Below are 26,380 nucleotides of genomic sequence, written 5' to 3'. Positions count from 1 at the left end.
GTGCGGTACTCGGCTAGCTGCACGGAGCGAATCCCACGAGACCCCGCTCGACGTCGAACACGACCCCGTAGCGGAAGTACGGGATCAACCCGAGGTTCACGTACGCCCGCTCGTTCGTGGGAGCGACGAGCACCTGGTTGTTCCCGGGGAGGTCACCGGCGGGGAATTCGAGGTGGAACCCGTTGCCGAACTCGGTCCCCTCGGCGGTGACCCAGAACAGGACGTCGTCGAGCAGCTGCGCACGGTGGGCGTCGAGCAGCGCATCCGGGACCAGCAGGTCCCCGTGCTCGTGGATGAAGGTCGTCGGGCAACCGGTGTCGAGGATCGCGTCGGTATCGAACGGGTAGACCGTGTCTCCGCCGTTCAACGAGTAGTGGCCTGCGAGGAGCTCCTGCGCGTAGGTGGGGAGACCGCTACCCGGGAACGGCGGGGACTTCGGGCCTCCGGCCATGGGGATCCACGACGTGACCTCGGCGCGGATCGCGTCGGTCAGTCCGATCTCGAGCGTCGGCGATGAACTCGGGCTGCCGTCGCATCCGAGCCGCACCGCGAATCCGCTCGACAGGTTTCCGGGGAGCTGCGGCAGGATGGCGAACAGGCCGTTCACCTCCCTCAAACCTGAGCCGAAGTCGCCGAAGAAGTGACCGAAGAGCGGCGGCCTCCCCGCGGCCACATCCTTGCGCCAGTGCGACCGGCTGCGAGGGCCGAGCGATCCCCCGTATCCGTCGAGGATCTGCCCGACGTCGGACTCGATCTCGATCTCACCGGTGGTCGTGGGGATCCCGACCGACGTGCGGACGCGCTTGGACTGGAACGTCTCCTTGCTGCCGTACGTCTGCGAGATCTGCGGACCGCCGATCCGCTTGGATGACGGCCACCAGTCCCGGTTGTTCGCCGCATAGAACCCCGAGGATCCCGTGTCGAACGTGTAGAGGCGCGGCTCGCCGCCGCCGAGGCGGATCTCGATGCCGATCTTTCGCCCGACGTCCGGGATGTCCAGGACGTGGAGGGGCACGGTCGCCGTCTCTTGCGCGTTCAGCCCGGCCGCACGAGCGCGCGCGGCGGCGGCCGGTCGGCCGGCCGCGAGATCGGTCGCGCCGAGGGCGGTGCCGGCTCCCACCAGCGTGCGGAAGGTCCGTCGGTCCATGTTCGCCCGCTTCCCCGGCGCTCGACGAGCGCCGTGCGACCTGACTCATCAGGCGTCGCGTTCAGGTACGGGCCGATGCTCAGGCTCCACCCGCCGGGAATCGGAGGTCAAGCCCCACTTGTGGGACGGCGGAACGCGAACGCCTCCGACCGGGCGGCCGGAGGCGTTCGCGCTCGACGCGGCGTGAATCAGTCGATCGGCTCGATCCGCATCTCGAGCCCGGTGAAGGAGACGCCGCCCGACGGGGTCGTCCAGGCGCGAGTCGACGACTGGCGCACGAGCGTCGTGCGGAACTGCGGGTCCGTCTCGAAGCTCGTGCCCGCGGCGGTGCGCCCGCTCGACGCCACGGCGTCACGGGCGAGGTCTCGCAGCGAGTACTCGCCGCCCTCGCCCGCGAGCGAGTCCCAGATGTCGGCGCGCTCGGCGACGGGGCCGCCGGTCGGGCGCACGGCGGTCGACCCGCCGGCCGCCGTGCCCAGCCCGCGGCGCAGGTTCACGCCGTCGCCCGCCGTGAGGTAGGTCCAGCGCACGCCGGTCACGCCGCCGTCGGCCTCCCGCGCGCCGCTCAGGTCGAGCAGCGATGCACCGTGCTCGCCGATGACGCGTCCGACGCCCGTGGTGCGGTCGAGCACGACGGCGGTCGTCTCGTCGACGCCGAGGACCAGGTCGTGCCCGGTCTCGAGCCCCAGCTTCACGGCGCGGCCCTGCCGGCCCCAGGTCGTGAAGTGGCTGTCGATCTGCACGCCGTCAACGAAGCCGAACCCGCCGTACGGCAGGTAGCCGAGCTCGGCCGGGTCGTCGAGGTAGCCCGGCGTCGCGCCGTCGCGCCACGCCTCGTACGACTCGCCGCCCGTGACCATGTCGGCACCCTGCTGGATGGTGAGGCCGGCGCTCACGCCGGAGACCACGCCTCGGTCGGCGGCCGCCCGGAGCGCGACGAGCACCGGCGTGTCGGTGCACGAGGTGAAGGCCTCGTCGGGCACCGGCTCGCAGTCGAGGAGCGTGCGGACGTAGCGCATCTGGTCGCCGCCGCCGAAGAAGACTCCGGTCGCATCGGCCAGCTCGGCCACGACCGCCGGGTCGTCGGCCCGGTCGGGGCGGTAGGCGTCGCCCGCGTAGTCCACGCGGTCGTCGATGGGCACGGCGTACGTCTCAGCCCCGTACTGCTCGAAGAGATCCGAGTAGTACAGGCCGTTCGCTGCCGCGTTGTTGAGGTCGGGGTCGGACGCCTCGGCAGCCGTGCGCGCCGAGCGCGCCGCCGCGGTCACGATGGCGATGCGGGCCTTCGCCGGCCCTGCGCCATCCGGGTCGGCGAGGTCGACGATGGACTGCACGATCTCGTCGTTCTCGGCGAGGTTGCCGCCGATGAGCACCGCGTGCGGCGCAGGCCGGTCGGGTGCGGGGGCCGCGATGGCCGGGGTCGTGGTCAGGATGAGGGTTGCCGCGGTGCAGGCCGTGATGGCCGCGGGCAGTGCTCGCACGATCGCCTCCTTGGAATGTGCGTTACAGAATGTGATGCAATGAGCGTGATGCTAACGCACGGTACGACGCGGCGAAAGAGGCGGAGGCGATCTGTGCGAAGATGCCTGCGCGACATCCGCCCGCACTCGCAATTCATTACAAATACGTAAATCGCTGGCCATTTCGGAACGGATGTTACATACTCGGTGCAGCCCCGATCCCACCGATGCGATCCGAAGGACCCAGACATGACCACTCCCACCACGTTCACCCGTGCGGCGCTCGCCGCCGCCGCGCTGTCCGGGGCCGTGCTCCTCGCCGGCTGCAGCACGGCCACCGCATCAGGCGACGACTCCGCGTCCGCCGCAGACGCCGTCGAGGTCGCCGGTATCGAGATCTCGGTCGACGACGCCGCGGCCGAGCTGCTGCCCGCAGACCTGGCGGAGGCCGGTGTCGTCAAGGTCGCGACCGACGCGCCCTACGCCCCGTTCGAGATGTTCGTCGAGGAGGGCTCGGAGGAGCTCACGGGCGTCGACGTCGACCTCGGCCACGCGATCGGCGCGAAGCTCGGCATCGACGTCGAGTTCGAGCAGCAGGCCTTCGACGGCATCATCCCCGCGCTGCAGGCGGGCAAGTTCGACGCGACCATCACGGCGATGACCTCGAGCGTCGAGCGCATGGAGGTGCTCACCTTCGTGGACTACTCGGCGTCGGGCACGGGCATCCTGACGAAGGCCGGCAACCCCGAGGGCATCGAGAGCTATCTCGACCTCTGCGGCCAGGAGGTCGCGGTGCAGGCGGCGACCAGCCAGGTCGACCTCGTGAAGGACGTCTGGCAGGGCGAGTGCGAGGCCGAGGGACTCGACCCGATCGCGCTCTCGGAGTTCCCCTCCGACGCCGATGCGCAGCTCGCCATCACGAGCGGCAAGGTCGTCGCATCGCTGCTCACCAAGCCGAGCGCGGGCTACGTGGCGAAGACCACGAACGACGGCGAGACCTTCGAGGTCGTCGAGGACTCGGAGGCCCCGAACGGGTACGACGCGACGCTCAACGGCATCGGCGTCCTGAAGCAGAACGAGGACTTCGCGAAGGCCATCCAGGCGGCGCTCCAGTCGCTCATGGACGACGGCACCTACGAGGCCATCCTCGACCAGTACGGCGTCACCGGCATCGGCATCGACGAGGCCACCATCAACGGCGCCGCCGAGCAGTGATCGACACCCGGCACGACCGAACGGAAGCACCACCCATGACCGCAACGCAGCCGTCCGGCACGGCGGCGCCCACGGGGCCCCACGGCTCCGCGGGCGCCGCCCCCCGGCACCCATCCAGGCCGTGCCCGTCCGCCACCCGGGCCGCTGGATCGCCGCGATCCTCGTCCTGCTCATCGGGATCGGATCCATCGCGTCGATCCTGCAGAACCCGAATCTCGACCTCGCCACCGTCGGCGAGTACCTCTTCAAGCCGCTCACCATCGACGGCGTGCTGATCACCATCTGGCTCACCGTCGCCGCCATGGTCATGGGCGTGCTCGGCGGCATCCTGGTGGCGGTCATGCGCCTCTCGCCGAACCCCGTGCTCTCGCTCTCGGCGATGCTCTTCATCTGGGTGTTCCGGGGGACGCCGCTGCTGCTGCAGCTCATCTTCTGGGGCTTCATCGGCGCGTTCATCCCGAAGATCGTCATCGGCGTCCCCTTCACGTCGGTCGAGTTCTGGGTGTTCACGACGAGCGACCTCATCCCGGCGACGGTCGCGGCCCTGCTTGCCCTCGGCCTCAACGAGATGGCCTACGCCGCCGAGATCGTGCGCGCCGGCATCCAGTCGGTCGACCACGGGCAGACCGAGGCCGCCCACTCGCTCGGGATGTCGCCGACGAAGACCCTCCGGCGGATCGTCCTGCCCCAGGCGATGCGCGTCATCATCCCGCCGATGGGCAACGAGACCATCACCATGCTGAAGAGCACCTCGCTCGTCGCGATCGTGGCCGGCGACGACCTCATGTCGAACATCCGCGAGGCCTACACGCAGAACTACAAGATCATCCCGCTGCTCATCGTCGCGGCGATCTGGTACCTGGTGCTCACCTCCATCCTCTCCATCCCCCAGATGTGGCTCGAGCGACGCTACGGCCGCGGCTTCACCGGAGCCCGTCCCACGCTCAGCGCGCGCGTGTCGACGTTCACGCAGGGCATCGCCCTGCCGGCCCGCACCTCGCGGGCGTTGAAGAAGGAGTCGGGCGAATGACCGCCACCATCCCGCAGGCGGCCCCCGTGGCGGCGACCTCCGAGCGCCCCATGGTCGAGGCCGTCGAGGTGCACAAGCGGTTCGGCAGCCTCGAGGTGCTGAAGGGCATCACGCTGTCGGTCGAGCGCGGGCAGGTCGTCTGCCTGCTCGGCCCATCGGGCTCCGGCAAGTCGACGTTCCTGCGCTGCATCAACCATCTCGAGCAGATCGACGCCGGCATGATCCGCGTCGACGGCGAGACCGTCGGCTATCGCGAGTGCAACGGCCGGCTGTACGAGCTTCGCGAGAAGGAAGTGGCCGCCCAGCGTCGCAAGGTCGGAATGGTCTTCCAGCGCTTCAACCTCTTCCCCCACAAGACCGCGCTCGAGAACGTGATCGAGGCGCCGACGCAGGTGGCGGGGCGTTCCCGGTCCGCCGCGCGCGAGGAGGCCATGGGCCTGCTCGCCCGGGTCGGCCTCGCCGACAAGGCGGGGACCTACCCGGCGCAGCTCTCCGGGGGCCAGCAGCAGCGCGTGGCCATCGCCCGCGCGCTCGCCATGCGGCCCGAGGTCATGCTGTTCGACGAGCCCACCTCCGCACTCGACCCCGAACTCGTGGGCGACGTGCTCGACGTCATGCGCGGGCTGGCCGAGTCCGGCATGACCATGATCGTCGTGACGCACGAGATCGGCTTCGCGCGCGAGGTCGGCGACGTGGCGGTGTTCATGGACGGCGGCGTCGTGGTCGAGTCGGGCGCGCCGTCGCAGGTGCTGGTCGAGCCGCGCGAAAAGCGCACGCGCGCCTTCCTCTCGAAGGTGCTCTGAGGTGGCGGACGCCCTCACGCGCCGACCGGCACCCCGACCGTTCGGCCGGGCGGATGTCGCGGCGCGCGCCGCCCCGACGGCCGACGAGCTGCGTCGGGCCGCGTGCGCGCTCGATGCCCGCTTCCGCGACGACCTCGCGGTGCTCGTCGGAATCGACTCCGGCTCGCACGACCCCGACGGCGTCGATCGCGTCGCCGCATGGGCGGCCGCGAGTCTCGTCCGCGACGGCTTCGACGTCGAGACCCTGCCGACGCCTCCTCGGGATGAACGGCGATACGGCCCGGTCGTGGTCGGCCGCCGCCGAGGCAGGGGAGCGGCGCGCATCGTCATGTTCGCCCACATGGACACGGTGTTCCCCGCGGGAACCGCCGCCGCGCGCCCGTTCCGGATCGAGGGCGAGCGGGCGTCCGGTCCCGGCGTCTGCGATGACGCGGCCGGCATCGCCGCCGGACTCTCGGCGGCGCGCGTGCTCGATGCCGTCGCATACGACGGGTACGGGGAGCTCGTGCTCGTCCTCACCCCCGACGAGGAGGTGGGGTCCCCGGCGAGTCGCGAGCTGCTCGCCGCTGCGGCCCGAGGTGCCGATGCCGCGCTCTGCCTCGAGTGCGCGCGAGAGAACGGCGACCTCGTCGGAGCGCGCAAGGGCGTCGCCGACGTGCTCGTGACGATCCGCGGACGTGCGGCGCACTCGGGAGTCGAGCCCGAGCGCGGCATCAACGCCGCGGTCGAGGCCGCGCGGTTCCTGCTCGACGTGCAGGCCCTCTCGGGCTCGCGACCCGGACTCACGGTGAACGTGGGCCGCGTGGCATCCGGCTCCCGCCCGAACATCGTGCCCGAGTCGGCCGAACTCCACTTGGAGGTGCGGGCCGAGGCCCTGGCCGACCTCGTCGGTGCGCTCGACGCGATCGACGAGCGGGCGCGCCATCCGTTCGTCGACGGCGCCGGGATCACCGTGACGCGGCTCGACGTGTGCCCGCCGCTGGAGCGGGACGCGACCGACGGGCTCGCCTCGCTCGCGCGTGAGACCGGCGCTCGGCTGGGCCTCGGCTTCGAAGTGGCGGCGACGGGCGGCGCGTCGGACGCGAACTTCGTCGCGGCGCTCGGCGTTCCGACCCTCGATGGGCTGGGACCTGTCGGAGGCGGCGATCACGGCACTGACGAGTGGCTCGACCTCGGGAGCGTGCCCGATCGGGTCGCGCTGCTGGCCGGACTGGTCGTCGCGATCGCCGAGGCCGAGGGCGAGTCGGTACGGTGAGTGCGGAGGAGGGGGTCATGAGCGCGGCTGAGGCACACATTCCCGTGGCGGAGGCGATCCGTCGCGGCATGGCCGAGTGCAGTCCGGCCGAGCGGAAGGTCGCGCGGGTCCTCCTGTCGTCGTATCCGTCGGCCGGCTTCGAGACCGTCGCCAAGCTCGCGGCACGCGCCGGCGTGAGCGGCCCCACCGTGCTCCGGTTCGCCAACCGCCTCGGCTACCGGGGGTTCCCCGACTTCCAGCAGGCGCTCCGAGACGACCTCGACGAGCGATCCGCATCGCCCATCGAGCTCTACGACCGCCGGCACGTGGAATCCGAGGCGGGCGAGGCGTCCGGGCTCGCGCGGGCCGCGGCGATCACCCGCGAAACCCTCGACCGCACCTTCGCGGCCCTTGCCCCTGACGAGTTCCACCGGGCGGTCGAGTTGCTCTGCACCCCCCGCAGCCGTGTGATCGTCGCCGGCGGCCGGTTCTCCGGACTGCTGGCGCGCTTCCTGGCCCAGCACCTCCAGCTCATCCGGCCGGGCGTCTCGTCGCTGCCCGAGCACGACGCCGGTCGCGTCGAGGCCGTCGCGGGCCTCCGCCGCGGCGACGTGCTCGTGCTCTTCGACTACCGGCGCTACGAGGAGCCCACGCGGCGACTGGCCGCGGCCGCGAAGGCCCGCCGCGCCTCGGTGCTGCTGTTCACCGACGCATGGCTCTCGCCGATCTCGAGCGAGGCCGACGTCGTCCTGCCGAGCGAGACGGCGTCGCCCTCGGCCTTCGACGCGATGACCCCCGTGCTTGGGCTCGTCGAGGCCGTGATCGCCGAGTGCTCGGATCGCCTCGGCGACGCAGCATCCGCTCGCATGCGCGAGGTCGAGCAGGCCGGCCGCGAGCTCGAGCTCTACTGACGCCCCCGGGGTGCGGCTGCCGTCCGTCGGGAGAGGATCACCAGCGGTTGCGGATCTCCTCGGCCCAGCCGAGCAGTCCGTCCACGCCGATCCGCTCGCCCCCGGCCTCGACCCATCCGGAGTAGTGGCCGAAGCACTGGTGCCCGTGCGAACCGAACACGAGCAGCTCGGTCGAGCTCACGCGGTCCCAGAACGGCTCGAACCGGAGCTCGGCCGAGGCGCCGCGGATCGTCCACGGCGAGAGCCAGTCGGATCGGTCGTACACCCAGTCGAGCTCCTCGCCGACCTTCCGGAGCCGGCCGTCGACGACGATCGCGTTCTCGGTGGATCCGGTGCCATCGGTCCACTTCCCCCGAGCTGCAGGCCGACCGTGCGACCGCCGACGGTGCCCGACGCCGCGCCCCAGTTCCACGTCATGCGGTAGGGCCATCGGCCCCGGCCGTGATCGAGCACCGCCCAGCTCTCGCCCGGGGGCAGCTCGATGCGGTCGCCGCCGACCTCGAGCCAACCGGTGGCGGGCCGCGCGACGTCCTTCACCGTGTACTGGAATCGCCGCCGCGACCACGGTACGACCACGCCCAGCGAGTCATGGCCCGCGGTGCGGTGCGCGGTGACCTCGAGGCGTACGTCCGGCGTCGCGGCGCGCAGCCGCGTGCCCTCGGAGGCGTCCTCGATGTCGATGGAGAGGCGCTTCGTGCGGGCCTGCGCCGGTCCGCCGCCGAGGGATGCGGGCAGCACCGCACCCCGGCCGAACGGCACGATCGCGGTGCGGTCGACGGTCGCCCCCGTGACGCGGTCGTGCACGAGCAGTGCGTGCACCGCCGCGTAATCGAGCGACGACACCGTGATCGCGACGAGATGCGTGGGCGTGGTGATGGCCCAGTACTCCCAGCGCTTGTTCCGTCCCCAGCTGCGCCTCCCGTCGATGCCGCTCGTATCGTGCATCGGGGTGCGCGTCCAGCCGACCGCCTCGGGATTCAGGGTGCCGTCGGGCAGGCAGAGTGCGACGGGGGCGGTGAGCTCGCGCTCGACGACGATCCGGGACATGCTCCTCCATCAGCGGGATGTCGCCGAGCGTATCGGCCGCCCGCGTAGGCTCGCGAGGGTGACGGATGGTACGACGCCGGCCCCGCTCGGGCTCGGCCTCGCCGCAGTCGGCCGCCCGGCCTACATCACCGAGGGGCGTGACGCTGCGCTCGGCGGCGACCGAAGCGTCGAGGCCATGCGCGAGCGCGCGCACCTGATGCTCGATGCGGCGTGGGACCGAGGCATCCGCTTCGTCGACGCCGCCCGATCGTACGGTCTGGCCGAGGAGTTCCTCGGGTCGTGGCTGGCCGCGCACCCCGAGCGCCCCGCCGACCTGACGATCGAGTCGAAGTGGGGCTACGCCTATGTGGGCGGATGGCGCATGGACGCCGACGTCCACGAGCACAAGGAGCACACCCTCGCGATGTTCGAGCGGCAGTGGCCCGAGACGCTCGCGGCGCTGGGCGGCGCGCCCGACCTGTACCTCGTGCACTCGCTGACGCCCGACAGCCCGGCGCTCGCCGACGGGGCACTGCTCGAAGTGCTGCGTGGGCTCGTGGCATCCGGCGTTCGAGTCGGCGTGTCGACGAGCGGACCGGCGCAGGCAGCCGCGCTCGACGCCGCGCGCACCCTGCCCGACTCGCCCTTCAGCGCCGTGCAGGCCACGTGGAACCTGCTCGAGCCGTCGGCGGGGCCGGCGCTCGGCCGAGCGCACGATGCGGGGTGGCTCGTCGTGGTCAAGGAGGCCGTGGCCAACGGCCGGCTCGCGCCGGGCGGCGACGCCGTAGGCGCGGCATCCCTCGCGGCCCTCGCCGCCGCCGCCGGTCGACCGCTCGACGCCCTCGCGATCGGGGCGGCACGCGCCCAGCCGTGGGCCGATGTGGTGCTGTCGGGAGCCGTCACGCCCGACCAGCTCGAGTCGAACCTCGCGTCGATCGCGCCGTCGGAGGCCGATCGCGCCGCATTCGCCCGGCTCGCCGAGGACCCGGCCGACTACTGGTCGGCGCGCAGCGAGCGCCCCTGGACCTGAGCCGAGGGCGCGACTCCGATCGGCGAACCGTCCCGGACAGGGCGGTGCCCCGAGCCGCAGCCCGGGGCACCGCCGTCTCCGTCCAGCAGGCGACGGTCCGGGAGGGGGATCACCGGGCCGCCGTCTCGGGCTGGTCAGATGCGCTGGGGCAGCACGTCGAATGCGACGCGTCCGTCCTCGCCCACTCGGGCGTCCAGCGTCTTGTCATCGAGCGCCTGTGCGGCCTGCTCGGCGAGGTAGACGCGCGCCCCCGCCTGCTCGATGATCGCGTCGCGCTCCTCCGGCGCCGGGGCGATGTCCACGGCGAACTGCGTCCCCGTGTCGCCTTCGGCGTCGATGCGGAGGCCGGACCCGGCAGGCGCGCCGCTGCGGTCGACGATCTCCTTGACGGCCATGCTCGCCGCGTCGGTGAGTGTCAGCATGTCGCTTCCTCCTTCGTTCGAGTGCGGTCACGAGCCATCCACCTTTCGGCACGATCCCGATCGCCTCCACCCCGTTGCGATATCCGAGCGGATGGCGCACACTTGGCGCCCCTCGGCGGCGACACGCGTGCGCGACCCGCGGCCCCGGGGCGTGGCCGCGTCCCGCCCGACGGCCTCCCAGCCGCGGGGTCTACCCTGAAATGTGACTTCCGACGATTCCCCCGTCCAGGCCGAGGCTCCCGCCGAGCCCGCCCAGACGACGTTCGCCGACCTCGGGCTCGACGGCCCGGTCCTGAAGGCGCTCGACGACGTCGGCTATGAGACGCCGTCCGCGATCCAGGCCGCGACCATCCCGACGCTCCTCGCCGGCCGCGACGTCGTCGGCCTCGCGCAGACCGGCACGGGCAAGACCGCCGCCTTCGCGCTGCCGATCCTCGCGCGACTCGACGTGTCGCAGAAGACCCCGCAGGCGCTCGTGCTCGCGCCCACTCGCGAGCTCGCGCTGCAGGTCTGCGAGGCGTTCGAGCGGTACGCCGCGCACCTGAAGAACGTGCACATCCTGCCCGTCTACGGCGGGCAGGGCTACGGCGTGCAGCTCTCGGCGCTGCGTCGCGGGGTGCACATCATCGTCGGCACGCCCGGCCGCATCATGGACCACCTCGACAAGGGCACGCTCGACCTCTCGGAGCTCAAGTACCTCGTGCTCGACGAGGCCGACGAGATGCTCAAGATGGGGTTCGCCGAGGACGTCGAGACGATCCTCGCCGACACCCCCGACGACAAGCAGGTCGCGCTGTTCTCGGCGACCATGCCCGCGTCGATCCGCCGGATGTCGCAGCAGTACCTGCACGACCCGGAGGAGATCACGGTCAAGGCGAAAACCCAGACCTCGGCGAACATCGCGCAGCGCTACCTCGTCGTGTCGTACGCGCAGAAGGTCGATGCCCTCACGCGCATCCTCGAGGTCGAGAACTTCGAGGGCATGATCATCTTCGTCCGCACGAAGAACGTGACCGAGGAGCTCGCCGAGAAGCTCCGCGCACGCGGCTACGAGGCCGCGGCGATCAACGGCGACATCGCGCAGGCACAGCGCGAGCGCACGGTCGACCAGCTGAAGTCGGGCAAGCTCGACATCCTGGTGGCGACGGATGTCGCGGCCCGCGGCCTCGACGTCGAGCGCATCAGCCACGTCGTCAACTTCGACATCCCGACCGACAGCGAGCCGTACGTGCACCGCATCGGCCGCACCGGACGCGCCGGTCGCTCGGGCGACGCGATCAGCTTCGTGACGCCGCGCGAGCGCGGGCTGCTGAACCGCATCGAGAAGGCGACGAAGCAGCCCATGACGCAGATGCAGCTGCCGAGCGTCGACGAGGTCAACGTGACGCGCCTCGCGCGCTTCGACGACCGCATCACCGAAGCTCTCAGCCAGGCCGAGCGCATCGACGGGTTCCGCGACATCATCGCCCATTACGTCCGCCACCACGACGTGCCCGAGACGGATGTCGCGGCCGCGCTCGCCGTGGTCGCGCAGGGCGAGTCACCGCTCCTGCTCGAGCCCGAGCCCGAGCGCCCGGTGCGCGAGCGGTTCGACCGCGACCGTCCGGAGCGCGGGGATCGCGGCGACCGTGGGGAGCGCGGCGAGCGCCCCGACCGGCGCCCACGGCCGAACAAGCCCATGGCGCAGTACCGGATCGCGGTCGGCAAGCGGCAACGCGTCCAGCCGCGACAGATCGTCGGTGCGCTGGCCAACGAGGGCGGCCTGCAGCGCGACGACTTCGGCGCCATCCAGATCAAGTCGGACTTCTCGCTCGTCGAGCTGCCCGCCGATCTGCCCGCCGACGTCTTCGACCGGCTTTCGGGTACGCGGATCTCGGGTCAGCTCATCGAGCTGCGGCCCGACTCGGGCCGCCCGCGCCGTCGCTCGTGGGACGACGACGACCGCCGCCCGGCTCGCCGCCCGCGCGAGTACGGCGACGACCGTGGCTCGCGCCGCCGCGACGACGACCGCGGCCCGCGCGACGACGAGACGCCGTACCGGAAGCCGCGGCACTCCAAGCGCTGAGGCGCACCTCGCTCCTTCGGCGAGAGTATGCCGATCGACGCTGAGCGGGCCCGCTCGGCGACGTTCGCCATACTCTCGCGGGAACGGGTGAGCGGTACCGCGAATCCGGCGGTGCCGTGCGACGTTCGCCGGCCGGGTCGGTCGGGGCGGACGTCAGGCGCGGCGGGCGAGCTCCTCGCTGCGCCATCGGTCGTAGCGGTCCCACGGATCCTCGACGCCCGCCGCGAGCTCGGCGATGTGCCGGACGAGCGGATCGTCGAGCCGGAACCACTCGGAGCCGGGCCACCGCGACGCGGCGAACTCGGCGTGCCGACGCTGCTCGAGCGTGTGTCCGCCGCGCTCGAACGCCAGCACCTCGTCGTGCGGGATCACCGCGAGCCGCTGCCGCGGCTGGGAGGACGTGCCGATCTTAACCCGCTCGCGGTAGCGCACGTAGTAGACGACGTCGACGCGCGGCGGCACCACATCGACGTCGGGCACGTCGCCGAGACGCCATTCGCAGACCGCGCACACCCACCCCGACGGGTACCGCACGCCGACACGGGACCCGCACACGAGGCACGCGCCGGGCAGCACGTCGGTCACGCCGTCGTCGCGGGCGACCCAGTCGTAGGCGACGAGCAGATGCGTCGTGCAGAGCGACAGCGGCGCGCGCGGGTCTGCGGGCGCCGTGCACGCGCCGTGCTCATCGACCGCGGTGCAGGCCGCGACATCCGTCATGCACGAAGGTTACGCGCGCCCACCGACGACCGACTCGGCGAGGAAGGCGCGCACGTCGGCGAGTTCATCGGTGCTGATGCCGTGCGCGAGGCCCGGGTACACGCGCTCCACGAGGTCGGTATGGCGCGGGAGCCACTCGGACGTGCGCGCGACGGCGTGCGCCGCGATCACGCGGTCCTCGGCGCCGCGGCCCCAGAACGCCGGTGGCCGTGATGTGGCCAGCTGTTCGTCGGCCGGCTGCGGCGCACCGAGCACGAACCCGCCGAGCACGACGGGTGCGAGCACGCGCTCGGGGCGCGTCCGGAGGAGCTGCGTGGCCATGAGGCCGCCCTGCGAGAAGCCGATCGGCACGACACGGGTCGCGGCATCCAGGTGCTCGTCGACCCACGACCAGATCGCCGCCGTCGCGGCCTCGACGGGCGCGGCGTCGGGGCTGCCCGGCGTCGTGATCTGGAACCACGCGGAACCGGGCCCCGCGGGAAGCGGTGCGCGCAGCGACGCCCACGGTAGGTCGAGGCCGAGCGCGGGCACGAGCCCCGCGAGGTCGCGCTCGTTCGAGCCGAAGCCGTGCAGCAGCAGCGCCGCGGTCGGCGGGGCCGACGCGGCGGCGCCAGGACGGAGGTCGCCGGAGCGGAGGTCGACGAGGCTCATCGCGCGAGCAGCTCGTCGGTCGAGAGGTCGGGCAGCGCGACCGTGACCTGCGTGCCCCACGGGTCGTTCACGACCACCGAGCGGCCGTCGTCGGCGTACGGCAGGTTGTGCCCCTGCAGGCGGGCCACGAGGGCGTCGAGGTCGTCGCGGTCGGGCACGGTCACCGACACGTCGCCGAGGCCGAGGCTCGCGGCGCGCGGACCCGATCCGCGGCTGTTCCAGGTGTTCATCGCGATGTGGTGGTGGTAGCCGCCCGCCGACGCGAAGACCGCGCCCGGGTACCCGGCCTGTGTGGTCTCGAAGCCGATGGCGTCGACGTAGAAGGCGCTCGCGGCGGCGAGGTCGCCGACCTGCAGGTGCACGTGCCCGACCTTGCCGGCGAGCGACGGACCCGCCTCGATGGCCGCCTCGGTGAGGTTGCGGCGAAGGTACTCGTTCGGATCCAGGTACTCCGTGGCCATGCGGATGTGCTCGCCGTCGTGGATCCAGGTGCTGCGATCGCGGTCGGTGTAGAGCTCGACGCCGTTGCCCTCGAGATCGGTGAAGTAGAAGGCCTCGCTCACGAGGTGGTCGCTCGAGCCGACGAAGCGGCTGCGCGGGTCCTGCGCCGCGCGGAGGACGGTGGCAGCGAGGCTCGGCTTGTCGTCGAAGAGGAACGCCGTGTGGAACAGGCCCGACTGGCGCGGGTCGACGCCGGGGAGATCGGGCGTGTGGATGAGGCGGACGAGAGGCGTGGCGCCGCGGCCCAGCACGCGATGCACCTCACGGCCTCGGCTCTGCTCCTCGAGCGGTTCCATCGCGAACGCGTTCGCGTAGTAGCTCGACATGCCCTCGAGGTCGCCGACGCGAAGGGTCACCGCGCCCATCGAGGTCTCGGGGTTGAGGATTCGCTCGTCCATCGGGAACTCCAGACATTACTTGTAGCAACAACTATACCTGATGGATGGAACGGGCGCAGCCTCGTGCGCATTCCCGGTCAGCGACGCGGATCGGTGCTCGCGCGCACGATGAGCTCGGGCTGGAACACCGTCTGCCGCGGGATGAGCTCGGGGTCGGCGGTCTCCTCGAGCAGGATCCGCAGGGCCGTTCGGCCGATCATGCGACTCGGCTGCCGCATCGAGGAGAGGGGCACGGCCGCAGCCGCCGCGAACGCGTTGTCGTCGAAGCCGATGAGGGCGATGTCGTGCGGGACCAGCAGCCGTCCGTCGACGACGAGCGCCTGCAGCAGTCCGAGCGCGAGCAGGTCGTTGGCGGCGAAGATCGCGTCGGGCCACGCCGATCGGGGTCGCGCGATGATGCGCGCGCCGGCGGCCGCGCCATCCGCGACCGTCAGCGCGTCGGTCGCGACGACCTCGAGGTCGACGTGCTCGCCCGCGTTCTCGGCGGCCGCCCGCGCGCCCGCGAGGCGGTCGGTGACCTGGCGGATGTCGAACGGGCCGCCCACGAAGGCGATGCGGCGTCGACCCGTGCCGATGAGGTGCTCGACCGCCATGCGGCCCCCGACCACACTGTCGACCGACACCGAGCTGAACCGCCCGTCGCCGCTGAAGCGGTCGACGAGCACGGCCGGGATGCCGCGGGCACGCAGCCGCTCGAGCCGCGGGTTGATGTCGCCGTAGGGCGAGATGAGCACGCCGCGCACCTGCTGCTCCTCGAACAGGTCGAGGTACATGCGCTCGCGCTTGGGGTCCTCGTCGGTGTTGCCGTAGAGGATCGCGATGCCGTGGCTCGACGCCTCATCTTCGGCGCCGCGCACGACGTCGCCGAAGAACGGGTTCTGCCCGTCGAGGACGACGAAGCCGACGGTCGTGCTCACGCCCGCGCGCAGCTTGCGGGCCGCGTCGTTGCGCACGTAGCCGAGCGCGTCGATGGCCTCGTGCACGCGCCGGATCGACTCGGCCGACACCTCGCCGGGGCGGTTGAGCACGTTCGACACCGTGCCCACCGACACGCCGGCGTGCTGGGCGACGTCGCGGATGCTCGCCGGGGCCATCGCGCTCCTTCTCCATCGAATCGATCGGCTTGTGTCATCCGTCCGGGCTCGACTTGACCCGCGCGGATGTCCTCCATAGAGTATGCCTGAATCGAGCCTGAATCGATTCATGAAGTTTTCACCTCAAGGAGGAGGACGTGCCCGTGGATCAGAGCCCCACGACGCCCGCACCCCCGGCGCTCGAGCTGTCCAAGGTCGTGAAGTCGTTCGGCGCCGTCGTCGCCCTCCGCTCCGGCACCATCACGCTGCAGCAGGGATCCATCCACGCGTTGATCGGCGAGAACGGCGCGGGCAAGTCGACGCTGGTCAAGATCATCGCGGGCCTGTACCGCCGCGACGCGGGCACGTTCCTGCTGCGCGGCGAGGAGATCGACTTCCACAGCACCGCGCAGTCCAAGGCCGCCGGCATCGCGGTGATCTACCAGGAGCCCACGCTCTTCCCCGACCTGTCGGTCACCGAGAACATCTTCATGGGCCGCCAGCCCGTCAACCGCTTCGGCCGAATCGACCGCAAGGCGATGCGCGCCGAGGCGAAGGAGATCTTCTCGCGCCTCGGCGTCTCGATCGATCCCGACCGCATCACCGAGGGACTCTCGATCGCCGACCAGCAGATCATCGAGATCGCGAAGGCCATCTCCCTCGATGCGCGCGTCCTCATCATGGATGAGCCGACCGCCGCGCTCTCGGGCGTCGAGGTCGAGCGGCTCTTCGCCGTGGCTCGCAGCCTCCGCGACGAGGGCCGCGCGCTGATGTTCATCTCGCACCGCTTCGACGAGGTGTTCGCACTCTGCGACACCGTGACGGTCATGCGCGACGGCAGCTACATCGCCACCGAGTCCGTCGCCGAGACGAGCGTCGACCAGCTCGTCCGGCAGATGGTCGGCCGCGATGTCGCCGAGCTGTTCCCGAAGCTGCCCGCCGAGATCGGCGACGACGTGCTCGTGGTCGAGGGACTCACGCGGACCGGCGTGTTCCACGACATCGGCTTCACGGTCCGCGCCGGCGAGATCGTCGGGCTCGCGGGCCTCGTCGGCGCGGGCCGCAGCGAGGTGGCGCGCGCGATCTTCGGCGTCGACCCGTACGAGTCGGGGTCGGTCCGTCTCGGTGGCCACGCGCTGCCCAAGGGCAACCCGCGCGTCGCCATGGCGCGCGGACTCGCGCTCGTGCCCGAGGACCGACGCAAGCAGGGTCTCGTGCTCGACGAGTCCGTCGCCCGCAACGTCACGCTCGCCATCCGCAACACCATCGCCAAGGCGGGCCTCATCACCAACCGCGCCGAGAACGCGGCCGCCGAGGTGTGGGCCAGCCGCCTCGAGGTCAAGACCGCCGCGCTCGATGCCGAGACCGGCACGCTCTCCGGCGGCAACCAGCAGAAGGTCGTGCTCGGCAAGTGGCTCGCAACCGAGCCGAAGGTGCTCATCGTCGACGAGCCGACCCGCGGCATCGACGTGGGCACGAAGTCCGAGGTGCACCGGTTGCTTTCCGAGCTCGCCCAGCAGGGCCTGGCGATCCTCATGATCAGCTCGGAACTGCCCGAGGTGCTCGGCATGGCCGACCGCGTGCTGGTCATGCGCGAGGGATGGCTCACCGGCGAGTTCCCGCGTTCCGAAGCCACGCCCGAGTCCGTGATGTTCGCGGCCACCGCCGAGAAGGAGGACGCGAAGTGACCGCGACCGCCGCCCCGCCCACGCCGTCCGCTCCGTCGCCGGCCACCCGCGTCGTCTCGAACCTGTTCAAGGCGCGCGAGACCGGCATCGTCATCGCGCTGCTCGCGGTCATCGTCGTCGCGACGATCGTCAACCCGAACTTCCTGTTCTCGGCAGACGGATTCCGCGACCTCCTGCTCACGCCGTCGCTGCTGCTGCTCGTCGCGGTCGGCCAGGCCGTCGTGATCATCACGCGCAACGTCGACCTCTCGGTCGGATCCGTGCTCGGGCTGACCGCGTACCTGACGGGTCGGCTCTTCATCGACGTGCCCGGCATCCCGATCATCGTCGTGTTCATCGCGGGCGTCGCGTTCGGCGCCATCCTCGGCCTCGTCAACGGCGCGCTCGTGGCGTTCGCGAAGGTGCCCGCGCTCGTGATCACGCTCGGCACGCTCTACATCTACCGCGGCATCAACGTCGCGTGGACCGGCAGCGACCGGATCAACGCGTCCGACCTGCCGGCCGACTTCCGAGGGCTGGGCACGGGGCAGATCCTCTTCATCCCGATCCTCACGATCATCGCCGTGGTCGTGCTCGTCGTCGCCGCCTGGGTGCTGCGGAACCTGCGCAGCGGCCGGGAGTTCTACGCGATCGGGTCCGATCCCGCCGCCGCGCACCTCTACGGGCTCCGCGTCACGCGTCGCATCCTCACCGCCTTCCTCGTCAGCGGTGCGCTCGCCGGCCTCGCGGGCGTGCTCTACGCCGCGCGCTACGGCACGGTCAGCTCGCAGGCCGGCATCGGATGGGAGCTGCAGGCGATCGGCGCGGCCGTGATCGGCGGCGTGGCCATCTCCGGCGGCGTCGGCACGGTGTGGGGCGCGGCGGTGGGTGCCTACCTGCTGCTGACCATCAACCGCGCCCTCCCGATCGTCGGCATCCCCGACTTCTGGCAGCGCGCGGTCGTCGGCGCCCTCATCATCGGCGCGATCGTGCTCGACCGCGTCCTCGCGCTCCGACAATCCCGCAAGCTGCTCGAGATCAGGGAGGAAGGCCGATGACCGCCACGGCCCCGTCGCCCGCGCCCGACACCCGGACCGCCCGCACGTACAAGCCGTACGCGAGCCCGCTCTGGCGCCGCGTGCTGCTCAACCGCGAGGCCGCCGTCATCGCGCTGCTGCTCATCGTCATCGCCGTCGCGACGGCGGTCGTCCCGAACTTCGACAGCCCGCTCACGACGACCTACCTCCTGCGGGATGTCGCGCCGATCCTGCTCATCGCGCTGCCGATGACGCTCATCATCATCACCGAGGAGATCGACCTCTCGGTCGCCAGCATCGTCGGACTCACGAGCGTGATCACGGGCATCCTCACCCAAGCCGGATGGCCGCTGCCCGTCGCGGCGATCACGGCGATCCTCGTCGGCACCCTCGCCGGGGTGATCAACGGCGCGCTCGTGACGGCCGTCGGACTGCCGTCGCTCGCGGTGACGATCGGCACGCTGGCGCTGTTCCGCGGCATCGCGGTCGGTCTGCTCGGCACGACCGCGGTCACGGACTTCCCCGAATTCTGGACCGACCTCGCCAAGGACAACATCCCTGGCACGCCGATCCCCGGCATCATGATCCCGTTCGCGGTGCTCGCGATCGCGTTCGCGGTCGTGCTGCACTTCACGCCGTTCGGCCGCTCGCTCTACGCCATCGGCCTGAACAAGGAGGCCGCGGCGTTCTCGGGCGTCGACGTGGGTCGCGCGAAGTTCCTGCTCTTCGTGCTCAGCGGCACCGTCTCGGGCTTCGCGGGCGTGTACTTCACCCTGCTCTACGGAAGCGCGCGTGGTGACAATGCGACCGGCATGGAGCTCGCCGTCATCGCGGCGGTGCTCCTGGGCGGCGTGTCGATCTTCGGCGGACGCGGCGCGCTGCACGGCGTGATCGCCGGCGTCCTGCTCATCGGCATCCTCGGCAGCGCACTCCGGCTCGCCGGCGTCACCAGCGACATCATCAACATCATCACCGGCGTGCTGCTCGTGCTCTCGGTGGTGTCCTCGAGCCTCCTCGCCTGGCTCCGCCGTCGGCGGATCTCGGCGATCGGGAAGAAGAAGGGGCGCAGCGCGGCGGCACCGCCGTCGTCCTGACCCTTCGCCTGTCATCACAGTCCGGTCCCCGGCACCACGGAAGGAAACAACGATGTTCACTCAGCACCGTTCGCGCCGTCTCGGCGTGGCGTTCACGGCGATGGCGGCGGCCGCCGCGCTCGTCCTCACCGGATGTGCCGGTGGCGGCGACGGCGGCGACGGCGGTGGCGAGGGCGGCGGCGACGCCAACCTCTCGATCACGTTCCTGCCGAAGGCCCTGGGCAACCCCTACTTCGACACCTCGAACGCGGGCGGCGAGGAGGCGGTCACGGAGTTCGACGGCGAGTTCGCCGAGGTCGGCCCGGCCGAGATCAGCCCGACCTCGCAGGTCAGCTTCATCCAGACCGCGGCGCAGCAGGGCGTGGGCGGACTGGTCGTGTCGGCCAACGACCCCGAGGCGATCTGCGACGCGCTCGACGAGGCCCGCGACGCCGGCGTAAAGGTCGTCACGTTCGACTCCGACACCAACCCGGAGTGCCGCGACCTGTTCATCAACCAGGCCACCGCGGAGGGCATCGCGAAGGTCCAGGTCGACCTGATCGCCGAGCAGATCGGTGACGCGGGCCAGATCGCGATCCTGTCGGCCTCGGCCAACGCGACGAACCAGAACGCGTGGATCGAGCTGATGGAGGAGGAGCTCGCGGCGAACCACCCCGACATCGAGCTCGTCGAGACCGTCTACGGCGACGACGACGACCAGACCTCGTTCGACAAGACCGCGGCGCTGCTGCAGACCTACCCCGACCTCAAGGGCATCATCTCGCCGACCACGGTCGGCATCGCCGCCGCCGCGCGCTACCTGTCGACGTCGGAGTACAAGGGCACGGTCGCGCTGACCGGCCTGGGCACCCCGAACCAGATGCGCGAGTACGTCGAGGACGGCACCGTCACCTCGTTCGCGCTGTGGAACCCGGCCGACCTGGGCTACCTCGCCGCGTACGCGGCGAAGGCACTCATCGAGGGCGAGATCACCGGTGAAGAGGGCGACACGTTCGAGGCCGGCAAGCTCGGCGACTACGAGGTCGGCGCCGACGCCACGGTCCTGCTCGGCGACCCGTTCGTCTTCGACGCCGAGAACATCGGCGACTTCGACTTCTAGGAGTCGCCCAACGCAACGACGAAGCGGGGCTTCCGGCAGGACGCCGGGAGCCCCGCTCTCGTGCGTGCGGGCGTGAGGGTCAGCCGTCGTGGTTGCGGCGCTCGAGCTGGTAGATCGCGGCCTGCGTGCGCCGCTCGAAGCCGAGCTTCGAGAGCAGCCCCGAGACGTAGTTCTTCACGGTCTTCTCGGCCAGGCCGAGCTTCTCGCCGATCTGGCGGTTGGTGAGCCCGTCGGCGATGAGGGCGAGCACCTGACGCTCCCTGAGGTTGAGGGCGCTGAACCGCGGGTCGTCGTGGTCGTCGCGTTGGGCCTGCTCGACGACCTTCGCCGACAGTGATCGGTCGATGAGCGTGCGCCCCTTCGCGACGGCCCGCACGTCCTCGACGATCGTGGTGCCGCGCACGTTCTTGAGCACGTATCCGGCGGCGCCGGCGAGCACGGCCGACATCGCGGCGGCGTCGTCGTCGTACGCGGTGAGGATGAGGCAGGCGAGCTCGGGATGCCGCGACCGCAGCTCGCGGCAGAGGTCGATGCCGTCGCCGTCGGGCAGCCGCATGTCGAGCAGCGCCACATCGGGCGCGGTCGCCTCGATGCGGGCGAGCGCCTGCGCGACGGTGCCCGCCTCGCCCACGACCTGGAGGTCGGACTCCCGCTCGAGCAGCTCGGCAACTCCGCGGCGGACGATCTCGTGGTCGTCGACGAGGAACACCCGGGTCACGACACCGCCTCCGTCCGCGTCGGCTCGGTGGGGACGGACCAGCTCGCGTGCGTGCCATCGGGCGCGGTCTCGACCAGGAACGTGCCGCCGAGCCGCTCGGCGCGCACGCGCAGGTTCTCCAGCCCGCTGCGCCGGACGACGGACGGGTCGATGCCGCTGCCGTCGTCGGAGACCTCTGCGGTCACCGTGCCGTCGACCGCGACCACGGTGAGCTGCACCGATCTCGCTCCGGAATGCCGTACGGCGTTCGAGAGCAGTTCGCGCACCGACGCGGTGAGCTCGTCGGCCAGCGCGCCCTCGGCGACGAGGTCGACGGGTCCGGTGAAGGTGACGGCGACCGGCTTCGGCAGGTGGCTCGACGCGTACGCGACGAGGTCGAGCACCCGGTGGCGCAGCGAGGAGACGCCGTCGGTGCGCGGCGTGAGCGCGAACACGATCGTCCGCACCTGCGCGATGGCCTCGTCGATGGCCGCGACCGCCGCGTCGATGCGTGCGCTCGCCGGGTCGTCGGAGATCGTGGCGACGGCGTGCAGGTCGAGTCCGGCGCCGTACAACTGCTGCACGACGTGGTCGTGGAGATCCCGGGCGATGCGTGCGCGGTCCTCGAGCAGCACCGAGCGCTGCTGGGCCTCGCGTGCGCGTGCCAGCTCGTTGGCCAGCGAGACGCGCTCGGCGAAGTCCTCGGCGATGCGCATCTCGGCGGCGGTGAAGTGCGGGTTGCCCGGCCTCCGCCCCGCGACCAGCAAGGCGGTCGGCGCCCCATCCTTGCGGATGACGACGAACAGCACGGGCCCGACGTGGCCGTCGCGTTCGAGCGCCAGCGCGTCGGCGACGCCGTTGATGCGTCCTCCGGGGGTCGCGCGGGACTCGCCGCCCTCGAGCACGACGGCGCCGAGCGTGCGCTCGGCCGCGATCACCGCACCGTCGATCGCCGCCGCCTCGATGCCGCGCGCCTCGACGACGCGGAGGGCGTGGCCTTCGTCGTCCGCGACGAGGAGTGCGATCCGGTCGGCGGCGCCGCGCGTCGCGAGTTCGTCGACGAGGAGGGCCGCCGTTCCTTCGGTATCGGGATCGGTGAGCAGTGCGGCGACGACCTGGGCGGACGCCGCGGCCCACGCCTCGCGCATTCGAGCCTCGGCGAACCGGCGCGCGTTGTCGATCGCGACGCCGGCGGCGGCGGCGAGCGCCGAGATGAGCTCGATGTCCTCGTCGGTGAACTCCCCGCCGCGCTGGTTGGTGAGGTACAGGTTGCCGAAGACCTCGCCCCGGACGCTCACCGGCACCCCGAGGAAGCTGTGCATGGGCGGGTGTCCCTCGGGGAATCCGACCGACCGGGGGTCCTCGCCGAGGTCCTTCAATCGGATGGGTGCGGGGTGATCGATGAGCGCGCCGAGGACGCCGTGACCTTCGGGCAGGTGGCCGATGCGACGAACCAGGTCGTCGGGCATGCCGACGTGGATGAACTCCTCGAGCCCCGCCTGAGGCGCGAGCACACCGAGCGCGCCGTACTCGGCGTCGACGAGTTCGACCGCGGCCTCGACGATGCTCCGAAGCACCTCGGTCAGCTCGATCTGCTCGACCACGGCCTGCGTGGCGTGCAGCAGGGCGCGGAGTCGTCCCTGGGTGTGCATCACCTCGTCAGCGCGCTCGACGAGTTCGCGAAGGGCACGATCGAGCTCGACTCGCGGGCCCTCCGGCAGCGAAAGTGGCGACGATTCCAGCGCTCACCTCCCGTCCCCCGACAGTCGAAACTGTAGCACTGGGCGTGTCGCCGACGTAGGGGGACCAAAGGCCCCGCGCGGTGAGGTCGGGGTCGGGATGCTTGCTTGCATGACGATCGTGGTCGGGGCTGACGGGAGCGTCGCGAGCCGTGCCGCCCTCACCTGGGCGATCGATCGGGCGCGCAGTGTCGGCGATGACCTCGCGCTGGTCACGGTCGTCGACGACGGATGGGGGTCCGTGGGCGAGTCGGCGCTCGCGGAGCTCAAGCGCACCACCGAGGAGCGCGCCGGGCGCGAGTTGGAGTTCGCCCGCAAGCTCGCGGCCGGCGTCGACGTCCGCGGAGCCCTCGCGCTCGGCAGCCCCATGCTCGCGCTGGCCGAGGCCGGCCGCGACGCCGACCTGATTGCGGTCGGCACGCACAAGGTCGGCTACTTCCACGGCCATGCGCTGGGTTCGCGCAGCCTGCAGCTGGCGGCGGTCTCCGGAGTGCCGAGCGCCGTGGTGCCGGTGACGTCGTGGCGGGGCCGGAGCGGCGTGGCCGTCGGCGTGGCCGACGGGGTCGACAGCGACGACGCCGTGCGTTTCGCGGCCCAGGAGGCGAGGCGGCTGGGGGAACCGCTCGTCCTGCTCCGGGCGGCCGGGGGCGAACCCGACGCCTCGAGCGCGGGCGACCGCGCCGCCTCGCTCGCGGCGGCCGTGCATCCCGGCATCCAGATCGAGGTGCGCTCGACGGCCGACCCCGCGTCCGGCGCACTCATCGGGGTGTCGCGGCGCGCCGTCCTCACCGTCACCGGCCGCCGCGTGCCGAGCCGCGGGTTCCTGCCGCTCGGCCGCACCAACACCGACCTGCTCATGAACCTGGCCGGCCCCGTCGTCGTGGTGCCGCACACCTCGGTCGAGGCAGTGGTCGTGGGGTGGACCGCCGCGTAATGCCCGAGCTCGTCGCGGTCGATCGGTGGTGGCGCGCGGCGAACTACCTCAGCGCCGGCCAGATCTACCTGCGCGACAACGCGCTGCTGCGCCATCCGCTCGCCCCCGAGCACATCAAGCCTCGCCTGCTGGGCCACTGGGGTACCTCGCCGGCGCTGAACCTCGTGTGGGCGCACCTGAACCGGGTGATCTGCGAGCGCGCGCTGCAGGCGCTCTACATCGCGGGGCCCGGGCACGGCGGGCCGGCCATGCTCGCGAACGCGTGGCTCGAAGGCGGCTACAGCGAGCGCTACCCCCGCGTGTCGCTCGACGAACGCGGCGTCACCGAGTTATTCCGGCAGTTCTCGACACCCGGGGGCGTGCCTTCGCACGCCGCCCCGCAGACCCCTGGGTCGATCCACGAAGGCGGCGAGCTCGGCTACTCGCTCGCCCATGCGTTCGGGGCTGCGCTCGACGCGCCGGGCCGACTCGTCGCGTGCGTCGTCGGCGACGGCGAGGCCGAGACCGGGACGCTCGCAGCGAGCTGGCACCTCAACGCCTTCCTCAACCCCGCGACGGATGGCACGGTGCTGCCGATCCTCAACCTCAACGGCTGGAAGATCGCCAACCCGACCGTGCTCGCGCGCCTGCCCGAGTCGCAGCTGGTCGAGCTGTTCCGCGGATACGGCTACGCGCCGGTGATCGTCGGCGGCGACGTCGGGGTCGATCCGATGACGGTGCACGAGGCGTTCGCGAGCGCGCTCGACGACGCGCTGGACCGCATCGAGGGGATCCGGGCCGAACATGCCGGCGATCCCGATGCCGCGCAACCGGCCTGGCCCATGATCGTGCTGCGGACGCCCAAGGGGTGGACCGGGCCGCGCGAAGTGGACGGCGAGCCGGTCGAGGGCACGTGGCGCTCGCACCAGGTGCCGCTCGCCGGCGTCCGTGACGATCCGGCGCACCTCCGCGCGCTCGAGGAGTGGCTGCGTTCGTACCGGCCCGAGGAGCTGTTCACCGAGGCGGGCGCTCCCATGCCCGAGCTCGACCTGATCCGGCCACGCGGCGAGGCCCGCATGAGCGCGACGCCGGCGGCGAACGGCGGCGAGCTGCTCCGCGACCTGCTACTGCCGGATGCCGCGGCGCACCGCGTCACGCCCGGCACCACCGCCGAGTCGACGCGGCGACTCGGCGGATGGCTCGCAGAGGTGATCCGCGACAACCCCCACGACTTCCGGTTGTTCGGACCCGACGAGACCGCGTCGAACCGCCTCGACGCCGTGTTCGAGGTGACGTCGAAGCAGTGGATGGCGGGACGGCTGCCGGTCGACGCCCACCTCGCCCGCAGCGGGCGCGTGATCGAGGTGCTCAGCGAGAACCTGCTGCAGGGGCTCCTCGAGGGGTACGTGCTCACGGGCCGCCACGGACTGCTCGCGTCCTACGAGGCCTTCATCCACATCGTCGACTCGATGTTCAACCAGCACGCGAAGTGGCTCGAGGTCGCCGACGAGGTGCCGTGGCGGCGGTCGGTCGCCTCCCTGAACTACCTGCTGAGCTCGCACGTGTGGAGGCAGGACCACAACGGCTTCTCGCATCAGGACCCCGGCTTCCTCAACCTCGTGGTGAACAAGGGGCCGGGCGTGGTGCGCGTCTACCTGCCGCCCGACGCGAACACGCTGCTCGTGACCGCCGAGCACTGCCTCGCCTCGCGCGACCACGTCAACGTGATCGTGGCGGGCAAGCAGCCTGAGCCGACCTACCTGTCGTACGAGGCGGCGATCGCGCACGGCGAGCGAGGCCTCGGCGTGTGGGACTGGGCGGGCACCGAGGTCGACGGCAGTGAGCCCGATGCCGTCGTGGCGGCCGCCGGCGACGTGCCCACGCTCGAGGCGCTCGCGGCCGTGCAGCTGCTCCGCGAGGCGGTGCCCGACCTGCGCCTCCGGTTCGTCAACGTCGTCGACCTCATGCGGCTGCGTGCGCTCGACGAACACCCGCACGGGCTCGCTGCCGCCGAGTTCTCGGCGGTGTTCACGGATGCCGCGCCCGTCGTGTTCGCGTTCCACGGATATCCGTCGCTCATCCACCAGCTCGCCTACCGCCAGCCGAACCACGGAGGCTTCCACGTGCACGGCTTCGCCGAGCGCGGCACCACGACGACGCCGTTCGACATGCTGCGGATGAATGGACTGGACCGGTACACGCTGGCGCTCGCGGTGCTCCGTCACGTGCCCGGCGCCGAGCTGCGGCATCCGCACGCCGTCGCCCACCTCGCGGCGACGCGCGAGCGCATGCGGGTGCACGCGCACGAGTTCGGGGACGACAGCCCCGAGGTCACGTCGACGGCGTGGCTCGACCGGCTCATCGCCGCGGCGCGCGACTGACCGCACCGACCGGCTCTGCTCGGCGAGGGGTCCGCTGCCGTCGGATGTCAAGCCCCTGCCGCCGTCC

The 26,380-nt window shown here is 71.6% G+C and carries 22 protein-coding genes and 1 pseudogene; 13 read left to right on the top strand and 10 right to left on the bottom strand.

Annotated features, from left to right (window positions below):
• Nucleotides 1-13: 13 nt before the first annotated feature.
• Together BLT99_RS12470 and BLT99_RS12465 are read right to left on the bottom strand one after the other, a co-directional pair.
• Nucleotides 14-1,147 carry a hypothetical protein gene (locus BLT99_RS12470; RefSeq protein ID WP_092672955.1) on the bottom strand — a complete coding sequence of 378 codons (1,134 nt, stop codon included), beginning with the start codon at nucleotides 1,145-1,147 and terminating at the stop codon, nucleotides 14-16.
• A gap of 188 nt (nucleotides 1,148-1,335) precedes the next feature.
• Nucleotides 1,336-2,628, bottom strand: coding sequence for a cyanophycinase (locus BLT99_RS12465; protein WP_092672952.1), 1,293 nt, complete (start codon nucleotides 2,626-2,628; stop codon nucleotides 1,336-1,338).
• A gap of 228 nt (nucleotides 2,629-2,856) precedes the next feature.
• Between BLT99_RS12465 and BLT99_RS12460 the strand changes: the two genes are divergently transcribed.
• The 5 genes from BLT99_RS12460 to BLT99_RS12440 all read left to right on the top strand — a co-directional run bounded on the left by BLT99_RS12460 (nucleotide 2,857) and on the right by BLT99_RS12440 (nucleotide 7,800).
• Nucleotides 2,857-3,822 (top strand): ABC transporter substrate-binding protein, encoded by a 966-nt coding sequence (locus tag BLT99_RS12460; RefSeq protein ID WP_092672949.1) that lies wholly within the window; start codon nucleotides 2,857-2,859, stop codon nucleotides 3,820-3,822.
• 121 nt (nucleotides 3,823-3,943) lie between these two features.
• Complete coding sequence (locus tag BLT99_RS12455; RefSeq protein WP_231945684.1) at nucleotides 3,944-4,852, top strand: amino acid ABC transporter permease; 909 nt, start codon at nucleotides 3,944-3,946, stop codon at nucleotides 4,850-4,852.
• On the top strand, nucleotides 4,849-5,655 hold the full coding sequence (locus BLT99_RS12450; protein ID WP_301295738.1) for an amino acid ABC transporter ATP-binding protein: 807 nt from the start codon (nucleotides 4,849-4,851) through the stop codon (nucleotides 5,653-5,655). The genes BLT99_RS12455 and BLT99_RS12450 overlap by 4 nt, the downstream gene beginning before the upstream one ends.
• A 1-nt stretch (nucleotide 5,656) precedes the next feature.
• Nucleotides 5,657-6,910 (top strand): M20/M25/M40 family metallo-hydrolase, encoded by a 1,254-nt coding sequence (locus tag BLT99_RS12445; protein WP_229724370.1) that lies wholly within the window; start codon nucleotides 5,657-5,659, stop codon nucleotides 6,908-6,910.
• 17 nt (nucleotides 6,911-6,927) lie between these two features.
• Nucleotides 6,928-7,800 carry a MurR/RpiR family transcriptional regulator gene (locus BLT99_RS12440; protein ID WP_092672943.1) on the top strand — a complete coding sequence of 291 codons (873 nt, stop codon included), beginning with the start codon at nucleotides 6,928-6,930 and terminating at the stop codon, nucleotides 7,798-7,800.
• 37 nt (nucleotides 7,801-7,837) lie between these two features.
• Here the strand turns inward: BLT99_RS12440 and BLT99_RS18335 are convergent.
• A pseudogene (locus tag BLT99_RS18335) lies at nucleotides 7,838-8,847 on the bottom strand (DUF2804 domain-containing protein).
• A gap of 58 nt (nucleotides 8,848-8,905) precedes the next feature.
• On the opposite strand from BLT99_RS18335, the gene BLT99_RS12430 reads away from it, so the two are divergent.
• Nucleotides 8,906-9,856, top strand: a complete 951-nt coding sequence (locus BLT99_RS12430; protein ID WP_229724366.1) for an aldo/keto reductase — start codon at nucleotides 8,906-8,908, stop codon at nucleotides 9,854-9,856.
• A 134-nt stretch (nucleotides 9,857-9,990) separates the two neighbouring features.
• Here the strand turns inward: BLT99_RS12430 and BLT99_RS12425 are convergent, their stop codons facing one another.
• On the bottom strand, nucleotides 9,991-10,278 hold the full coding sequence (locus BLT99_RS12425) for an iron-sulfur cluster biosynthesis family protein (RefSeq protein ID WP_092672937.1): 288 nt from the start codon (nucleotides 10,276-10,278) through the stop codon (nucleotides 9,991-9,993).
• A gap of 202 nt (nucleotides 10,279-10,480) precedes the next feature.
• Between BLT99_RS12425 and BLT99_RS12420 the strand changes: the two genes are divergently transcribed.
• A complete protein-coding gene (locus tag BLT99_RS12420) occupies nucleotides 10,481-12,343 on the top strand; it encodes a DEAD/DEAH box helicase (RefSeq protein WP_092672934.1) in 1,863 nt (620 codons plus the stop codon).
• Nucleotides 12,344-12,496: 153 nt separating this feature from the next.
• Here the strand turns inward: BLT99_RS12420 and BLT99_RS12415 are convergent, their stop codons facing one another.
• The 4 genes from BLT99_RS12415 to BLT99_RS12400 form a co-directional block, all read right to left on the bottom strand.
• Nucleotides 12,497-13,063, bottom strand: a complete 567-nt coding sequence (locus BLT99_RS12415) for a GIY-YIG nuclease family protein (RefSeq protein ID WP_092672931.1) — start codon at nucleotides 13,061-13,063, stop codon at nucleotides 12,497-12,499.
• A gap of 9 nt (nucleotides 13,064-13,072) precedes the next feature.
• Nucleotides 13,073-13,714: an alpha/beta hydrolase gene (locus BLT99_RS12410; RefSeq protein ID WP_092672928.1), complete on the bottom strand. Its 642-nt coding sequence runs from the start codon at nucleotides 13,712-13,714 to the stop codon at nucleotides 13,073-13,075.
• The gene (locus tag BLT99_RS12405) at nucleotides 13,711-14,613 is read right to left on the bottom strand and encodes a VOC family protein (protein WP_092672925.1); all 903 of its coding nucleotides are present in this window, start codon (nucleotides 14,611-14,613) and stop codon (nucleotides 13,711-13,713) included. Before BLT99_RS12405 ends, BLT99_RS12410 begins: the two co-directional genes overlap by 4 nt.
• Before the next feature lie 77 nt (nucleotides 14,614-14,690).
• Entirely contained in the window at nucleotides 14,691-15,707 is a 1,017-nt protein-coding gene (locus BLT99_RS12400) for a LacI family DNA-binding transcriptional regulator (RefSeq protein WP_092672922.1), read from the bottom strand.
• A 137-nt stretch (nucleotides 15,708-15,844) separates the two neighbouring features.
• Here BLT99_RS12400 and BLT99_RS12395 point away from each other — a divergent pair, with 137 nt between their 5' ends.
• From BLT99_RS12395 to rhaS, 4 genes are read left to right on the top strand one after another with little or no spacing between them, the layout of a single operon-like run.
• Nucleotides 15,845-17,374, top strand: a complete 1,530-nt coding sequence (locus BLT99_RS12395) for a sugar ABC transporter ATP-binding protein (protein ID WP_371874202.1) — start codon at nucleotides 15,845-15,847, stop codon at nucleotides 17,372-17,374.
• A complete protein-coding gene (locus BLT99_RS12390; protein WP_229724364.1) occupies nucleotides 17,371-18,411 on the top strand; it encodes an ABC transporter permease in 1,041 nt (346 codons plus the stop codon). Before BLT99_RS12395 ends, BLT99_RS12390 begins: the two co-directional genes overlap by 4 nt.
• Nucleotides 18,408-19,484 carry an ABC transporter permease gene (locus tag BLT99_RS12385; protein ID WP_092672916.1) on the top strand — a complete coding sequence of 359 codons (1,077 nt, stop codon included), beginning with the start codon at nucleotides 18,408-18,410 and terminating at the stop codon, nucleotides 19,482-19,484. The genes BLT99_RS12390 and BLT99_RS12385 overlap by 4 nt, the downstream gene beginning before the upstream one ends.
• Nucleotides 19,485-19,536: 52 nt before the next feature.
• A complete protein-coding gene (gene rhaS, locus BLT99_RS12380) occupies nucleotides 19,537-20,583 on the top strand; it encodes a rhamnose ABC transporter substrate-binding protein (protein WP_092672912.1) in 1,047 nt (348 codons plus the stop codon).
• A 79-nt stretch (nucleotides 20,584-20,662) separates the two neighbouring features.
• Here rhaS and BLT99_RS12375 read toward each other — a convergent pair whose 3' ends face one another.
• The gene (locus tag BLT99_RS12375; protein WP_092672909.1) at nucleotides 20,663-21,301 is read right to left on the bottom strand and encodes a response regulator; all 639 of its coding nucleotides are present in this window, start codon (nucleotides 21,299-21,301) and stop codon (nucleotides 20,663-20,665) included.
• On the bottom strand, nucleotides 21,298-22,932 hold the full coding sequence (locus tag BLT99_RS12370) for a sensor histidine kinase (protein WP_092672906.1): 1,635 nt from the start codon (nucleotides 22,930-22,932) through the stop codon (nucleotides 21,298-21,300). Before BLT99_RS12370 ends, BLT99_RS12375 begins: the two co-directional genes overlap by 4 nt.
• Nucleotides 22,933-23,131: 199 nt before the next feature.
• Between BLT99_RS12370 and BLT99_RS12365 the strand changes: the two genes are divergently transcribed.
• Nucleotides 23,132-23,953 carry a universal stress protein gene (locus BLT99_RS12365; protein WP_166670872.1) on the top strand — a complete coding sequence of 274 codons (822 nt, stop codon included), beginning with the start codon at nucleotides 23,132-23,134 and terminating at the stop codon, nucleotides 23,951-23,953.
• A complete protein-coding gene (locus BLT99_RS12360) occupies nucleotides 23,953-26,313 on the top strand; it encodes a phosphoketolase family protein (protein ID WP_092672900.1) in 2,361 nt (786 codons plus the stop codon). The genes BLT99_RS12365 and BLT99_RS12360 overlap by 1 nt, the downstream gene beginning before the upstream one ends.
• Nucleotides 26,314-26,380: the final 67 nt, after the last annotated feature.

It is taken from the genome of Agromyces flavus (genome assembly GCF_900104685.1).
Lineage (GTDB): Bacteria > Actinomycetota > Actinomycetes > Actinomycetales > Microbacteriaceae > Agromyces > Agromyces flavus.
The sequence above is the reverse complement of the archived record's forward strand: the minus strand, read 5'-3'. Positions and strand labels throughout refer to the sequence as shown.

Coding starts and splice junctions, on each gene's coding strand:
- BLT99_RS12470 (WP_092672955.1), bottom strand. CDS start 1,147: ATGGACCGACGGACCTTCCGCACGCTGGTGGGAGCCGGCACCGCCCTC.
- BLT99_RS12460 (WP_092672949.1), top strand. CDS start 2,857: ATGACCACTCCCACCACGTTCACCCGTGCGGCGCTCGCCGCCGCCGCG.
- BLT99_RS12450 (WP_301295738.1), top strand. CDS start 4,849: ATGACCGCCACCATCCCGCAGGCGGCCCCCGTGGCGGCGACCTCCGAG.
- BLT99_RS12440 (WP_092672943.1), top strand. CDS start 6,928: ATGAGCGCGGCTGAGGCACACATTCCCGTGGCGGAGGCGATCCGTCGC.
- BLT99_RS12425 (WP_092672937.1), bottom strand. CDS start 10,278: ATGCTGACACTCACCGACGCGGCGAGCATGGCCGTCAAGGAGATCGTC.
- BLT99_RS12415 (WP_092672931.1), bottom strand. CDS start 13,063: ATGACGGATGTCGCGGCCTGCACCGCGGTCGATGAGCACGGCGCGTGC.
- BLT99_RS12410 (WP_092672928.1), bottom strand. CDS start 13,714: ATGAGCCTCGTCGACCTCCGCTCCGGCGACCTCCGTCCTGGCGCCGCC.
- BLT99_RS12405 (WP_092672925.1), bottom strand. CDS start 14,613: ATGGACGAGCGAATCCTCAACCCCGAGACCTCGATGGGCGCGGTGACC.
- BLT99_RS12400 (WP_092672922.1), bottom strand. CDS start 15,707: ATGGCCCCGGCGAGCATCCGCGACGTCGCCCAGCACGCCGGCGTGTCG.
- BLT99_RS12385 (WP_092672916.1), top strand. CDS start 18,408: ATGACCGCCACGGCCCCGTCGCCCGCGCCCGACACCCGGACCGCCCGC.
- rhaS (WP_092672912.1), top strand. CDS start 19,537: ATGTTCACTCAGCACCGTTCGCGCCGTCTCGGCGTGGCGTTCACGGCG.
- BLT99_RS12370 (WP_092672906.1), bottom strand. CDS start 22,932: ATGCACACCCAGGGACGACTCCGCGCCCTGCTGCACGCCACGCAGGCC.
- BLT99_RS12365 (WP_166670872.1), top strand. CDS start 23,132: ATGACGATCGTGGTCGGGGCTGACGGGAGCGTCGCGAGCCGTGCCGCC.
- BLT99_RS12360 (WP_092672900.1), top strand. CDS start 23,953: ATGCCCGAGCTCGTCGCGGTCGATCGGTGGTGGCGCGCGGCGAACTAC.